Genomic DNA, 4,837 nt, shown 5'->3' on the forward strand with positions numbered 1-4,837 from the left:
GACGGCGAGGGGAGCGATCGCGGACGCCCGCGCGGGGATCACGGGGTGAAGCGCAGCACCTGCGGGTCGTGGTCGCTGTTCTGGTCCGCGAACTCGGCGTTGATGTGCACGCTGTCGTACGTGAAGTTCTTGATGGCGGGGCTGGTCAGGATCTGGTCCAGCACCTGGGAGTTGCCCTGGTACACGTACGAGTAGCGCTCCGTCCGCGGCAGGGACTTGATCGCCGGGTAGAGGGCGCCGCCGTCGGTCAGGGCCTCGGTGGTGGCGGAGAACTCGAAGTCGTTGATGTCGCCGAGCACGAGCACGTTCGCGTTCTTCTGGACCGCCAGCACCTCCTTCACGAAGGTGTTCACGGCCTGGGCCTGGAGCAGCCGCTTGGCCTCCGAGGAGCGCGCCGGGGGCTGGTGGTGCGAGGTCAGGCCCTCGTCGCCGCCCTTGGAGCCGAAGTGGTTGGCGATCACGATGACCGGACGGCCGCGGAAGGTGAACTGGCCCGCGAGCGGCTTGCGGCTGGCCTCCCAGGCGGCGTTCGCCGGGTCGATCCGGCCGGGGGAGTGCGTCAGCTGGGCGTGGCCCTTCTCGCGCACGACGCCGGTGGCGGTGGTCGCGCCGCCCGCGTCGCGGTCGGTGAAGGAGACCCGCGCCGGGTTGAAGAGGAAGACCTGGCGGATGTTGCCGCCGGGCTCGCCGCCGTCCTTGTTGTTCTCCGGGTCCACCGAGCGCCACTCGTACGCCGGGCCGCCCGCCGCCTTGATGGCGTCGGTGAACTTGGCCACGGTCTGGCCGGCGGCGACGGTGCCGTCGTTCTTCGCCCCGTTGTCGTCCTGGATCTCCTCCAGGGCGAGGATGTCGGGGGAGGCCAGGTTCTCCACGACGGCCTTGGCCAGCGCGTCGAACTTCTCCTGCGGGTCGGTGGGGTCGAGGTTCTCCACGTTGTACGTGGCCACGGCCAGCTCACCGGGCTTCTGCGCCTTGGTCTTCTCGCGCTCCAGGCCCTTGGACTGCACGGTGCCCAGGGTCCGCGCCACCAGGGTGTAGCCGCCGAACTGGTTGTAGTCCAGCGGGCCTTCGGTGGTGCCGGTCAGGCGGTCGCCGACATCGGCCTTCGGGAAGGGCTGCTGGGCCACGGGGGCCAGCTGCTGGATCTGGAGGCGACCGGTGTTCTGCGACTCGTACGAGCCGTAGACGGTGCCGCCGCGCTTGGCGTTGTTCTCCCAGCCCTTGACGGTGACCCACAGCTCCGAGTACGGGTCCGTGGCGCCGACCACCCGGGAGGTGCCGATGCGGACGTTCATGCCCTCCAGGGACTCGTAGTAGTCCAGGGCGTAGGTGTACGGGTCCAGGGTCAGACCGTTGATGCTGCCGCCCGCGGCCGGGTCGCCCTCGGGGGCGTACAGCTCCGGCACCGTGTACTCGTTGATCCGCGGGGCCTCGGGCAGGGCGTTGCCGGAGGAGACCACGGTGACCACGGGCTTGCTGATCTGGGTCACGGACTGGTTGCCGGAGGTCAGGCCGCCGGGCACGTACTCCCCGACCAGGCCGGAGACGGTGACGGCGTCGCCGACGGCGACGGTCGGGACCGAGCTGGTGAAGACGAACACGCCCTCGCTGGTGGCGGCGTCGTCGTCGGCCTGCGGGTCCTGGATCCAGAAGCCGCGGGAGCCGTAGCTGCGGACGCCCGTGACGATGCCCTCGACCCCGGTCACCTGCTTGCCGGTGTAGGGGGAGGTGCGGGTGGCGCCCTGGATGTCGTGGATGCGCGGCTGCCCGTCGTCCTCCGAGGAGGCGACGGCGGAGGAGGTGGCTCCGGCGAGCAGGCCGGCGGCCAGCGCGGAGGCCACGACGGCCGCCACGGCGGCGGAACGGGAGGAACGGGCGGATATGGATCCGGTCACCTGCGGACGGGAACGCATGGGCAGAACTCCGGTGTGTGGATGAGGGAAACGGAGTGGTGTGCGATCTGTGTGAGATCTACGCGCGTCAATCTCTTGGCTGACCAGGCGGGTTGTCAAGGGTTCCCGGGGGTACGTGAGCCGGCCATCAGGTGAACCGGCCGGGATGGGATGAAATGCGTCTACTCTGGGGCCCGCGACGGTGCCGTCGGACGGGGGCCGACCGGCCGCCGGCACCGGCCCGTTCGCGCCGGTCCGCCCTGCCGGACCCGCCCGGCCCGCGGCCCGGCCGGCCGCGGCGGCGCCCACGCCCCACCGTCACGAGGAGACCCCGATGTCCGCTGAGCGCCCCTCGCTGCCGCCGGTACGGCTGCACCCCGACGCGGAGCTGGCCCGCGCGGCCCTGTCCGCGCCGCTGTTCGCGCGCGCGGTGCGGCTGGCCCGCTGGTCGGGCCCGGAGACCCGGGTCGGCGCCGGCGGCGAACTCCTCGACGACCAACTGCCGGAGGCCGCCGAGCACCTCGGGCTCGACGAGGGCCCGGAGGGCCGGGCGTACGCGAGCGAGGCGTGGCGGGTCGCCCTGGAGACCGGCCTCGTCGAGGTCACGGAGGGTGCGGAGGACACCGGTGGGGACGGGGACGCCGGCGGCACCGTGACCCGCGGCGAGGACCTGGCGCTGGTCACCGGCGGCACCCCGGCGGACGTGCTGGACCTGTGGTTGGCGGCCCTGGACGCCGCCGTGGCCGACGCTGCGGTGCCCGAGCTCGACGACCTGGTGGACGCCCTCGACGCGGGCGGTGAGATCGACTTCGGCCGGCTGGGCTGGGACCCGCAGGCCGAGGAGGACTTCCTGGACGGGGTCCTCGGCAACCTCTACCTGCTCACCGTCGCGGAGGGCGGGGCCGGCGAGGGGCCGGTGCCGCTGCCGGTGCTGGCGGCCTCGGCGATCGTGCCGGAGGAGATGGACGAGCCCACCGACGAGGTGCTGGAGGAGGTCTCCGAGGCGATGATGCGGCTGGACGGCCAGTTCCGGCAGTTGGAGGCGGTGGGTCTCGTCGAATACCGGCCGGTGGACGAGGAGTTGATGGCCGAGATCGAGGAGGACGGACCGGCGGACCGCGTCGCCGACGCGGCCGGTGCCGAGGGCGCCGGTGACGACGGGGACGTGTCGCGGTACGGGCTGGTGCGGCTCACCCCGCTGGGGGTGTTCGGGGTCCGGGCCCGCCTGCTGGAGGCCGGGGTCGCGGCCCCGGCGGTCGGGGACCTCGCGGAGGAGGGCGCCGACGTCCTGCTCGACGCGGTGGCCCACTACCCGGAGGAGCCCGCGCAGTCCGAGATCGAGGCGTGGTTGGCCCGCCGCGAGGTGTCGGGGGCGGTGGCCGAGCTGCTGGCGGCGGCCCGGGGCGGGGACCCGGAGGGCCCGCTGCGCCGGCTGCACTGCCAGCAGGCCCTGGCCCTGGCCGGTCCGGAGGCCGAACCGGAACTGCGGGCCGTACTCGACGACCCGGAGCTCGGCGGGCTGGCCCGGGTGTGGCTGGCCGAGCGGGGGGCCGCCGGGGTGCCCGCGCCCGGTCAGGAGATGGTGTTCTGGCTGACCGTGGACACGATCGCCGCGCAGTTGGGCGGCGGCGGGGAGCCGGAGGGGCTGGCCGAGCTGATGGCCGGCCTGACGGAGGGGCACCCGGGCTTCTTCGAGACGGCCTGGCGGGTGGAGCACCCGGCCACGGCCGAGGTGCTGGAGGCGATGGGCCGGCTGCACCCGGACCGCAAGGCCGCCAAGGAGGCCCGCAAGGCGGCCTTCAAGGCCCGCTCCCGGCAGTCCTGAGCGGTTCCCGGCCGTCGGCGTCCTCGACGGCCGGGGCCGGGGCGACGGCCCGGTGCGTGACGGCCCGGGGTCAGTGCCGCCCGAGCGGGTGCCCGTCGCGGCCCTCGCCCCGGCGGGGTGCCGGGGGGCGGGGTGCCGGGACGGGCCGGTCGGTCCACCCGGCGGGCGGCTCCCCGGCATGCGCGGCCTCGGTGCGGGCGGCGGCCGCCCACTCCTCCAGCAACTGCTCGTACGCCTCGGACGGCCACTCCTCGTCCCCGCGCTGATCGACCAGGAGGCGGATCGCGTCGTTGACCTCGGCGGCGGACGGGCGCACCGGGTCTGCGGGGATGAGGGCGTTGTACATGGCATCCAGGTTAGGGGCGGGCGCCGACAGTCACTTCCGGGTCATTGCGGAATGTGTCATCTGCGGCCCGCCCCATTCCTCAAAGTGCCTGCGCAGCGGGCTTGACCATGCCCCGCACTGTGCGGGACTTCACAAACTCGCCCATGGCCGTCATCTCCCATTCGCCCGAGAACTGCCGGATCAGCTTCGCCATCATCACGCCCGTCTGGGGCTCGGCGGAGGTGAGGTCGAAGCGGGCCAGCTCCTCGCCGCTGGCGGCGTCGATGAGGCGGCAGTAGGCCTTGGCCACGTCGGTGAACTTCTGGCCCGAGAACGAGTTCACGGTGAACACCAGACCGCTGACCTCCGCGGGCAGCCGCCCGAGGTCCACCACGATCACCTCGTCGTCCCCGGCGCCCTCGCCGGTGAGGTTGTCCCCGGAGTGCTTGATGGCGCCGCCGAGGATCTGGAGCTTGCCGAAGTAGCAGCTGTCGATGTGGTTGCGCTGGGGGCCGTAGGCGATGACGGAGGCGTCGAGGTCGATGTCCTTGCCGCGGAAGGCGGGCTCCCAGCCGAGGCCCATCTTCACCTGGGAGAGCAGCGGACGACCGCCCTTGACCAGGGACACGGTCTGGTTCTTCCGGAGGTCGACCCGGCCCTTGTCGAGGTTGATCTTCCCGGTGGGGGCGGCGGCCGGCGGCGGCGGGGTGGGGGCCTGGCCGAACTGGGCAGGGTGGCAGCTCGGCCTGCGGCGTCCGCTCTCCCGTGATCGGGTCCACCCGCGCCCAGCCCTTG

General features: G+C 73.2%; 4 protein-coding genes. 1 reads left to right on the forward strand and 3 read right to left on the reverse strand.

Translation table 11 applies throughout. The annotated features are described in order from the left end of the window. Positions 1 to 38: 38 nt before the first annotated feature. The gene (locus ABTZ17_RS36325) at positions 39 to 1,913 is read right to left on the reverse strand and encodes a DUF8508 domain-containing protein (RefSeq protein WP_352200095.1); all 1,875 of its coding nucleotides are present in this window, start codon (positions 1,911 to 1,913) and stop codon (positions 39 to 41) included. 313 nt (positions 1,914 to 2,226) lie between these two features. Here ABTZ17_RS36325 and ABTZ17_RS36330 point away from each other — a divergent pair, with 313 nt between their 5' ends. Continuing rightward, the gene (locus ABTZ17_RS36330) at positions 2,227 to 3,717 is read left to right on the forward strand and encodes a hypothetical protein (RefSeq protein ID WP_352200096.1); all 1,491 of its coding nucleotides are present in this window, start codon (positions 2,227 to 2,229) and stop codon (positions 3,715 to 3,717) included. A 70-nt stretch (positions 3,718 to 3,787) separates the two neighbouring features. Here ABTZ17_RS36330 and ABTZ17_RS36335 read toward each other — a convergent pair whose 3' ends face one another. Both ABTZ17_RS36335 and ABTZ17_RS36340 read right to left on the reverse strand, forming a co-directional pair. Further along, the gene (locus ABTZ17_RS36335) at positions 3,788 to 4,063 is read right to left on the reverse strand and encodes a hypothetical protein (protein WP_352200097.1); all 276 of its coding nucleotides are present in this window, start codon (positions 4,061 to 4,063) and stop codon (positions 3,788 to 3,790) included. Positions 4,064 to 4,142: 79 nt separating this feature from the next. Then, on the reverse strand, positions 4,143 to 4,837 hold a 695-nt coding region (locus ABTZ17_RS36340), incomplete at its 5' end, for a TerD family protein (RefSeq protein WP_352200098.1).

This window comes from Streptomyces sp. NPDC097619 (assembly GCF_040302735.1).
Lineage (GTDB): Bacteria > Actinomycetota > Actinomycetes > Streptomycetales > Streptomycetaceae > Streptomyces.

Bases quoted from the DNA above. Each gene is read 5' to 3' on its own strand.
- ABTZ17_RS36325 (WP_352200095.1), bottom strand. From the start codon at position 1,913: ATGCGTTCCCGTCCGCAGGTGACCGGATCCATATCCGCCCGTTCCTCC.
- ABTZ17_RS36330 (WP_352200096.1), top strand. From the start codon at position 2,227: ATGTCCGCTGAGCGCCCCTCGCTGCCGCCGGTACGGCTGCACCCCGAC.
- ABTZ17_RS36335 (WP_352200097.1), bottom strand. From the start codon at position 4,063: ATGTACAACGCCCTCATCCCCGCAGACCCGGTGCGCCCGTCCGCCGCC.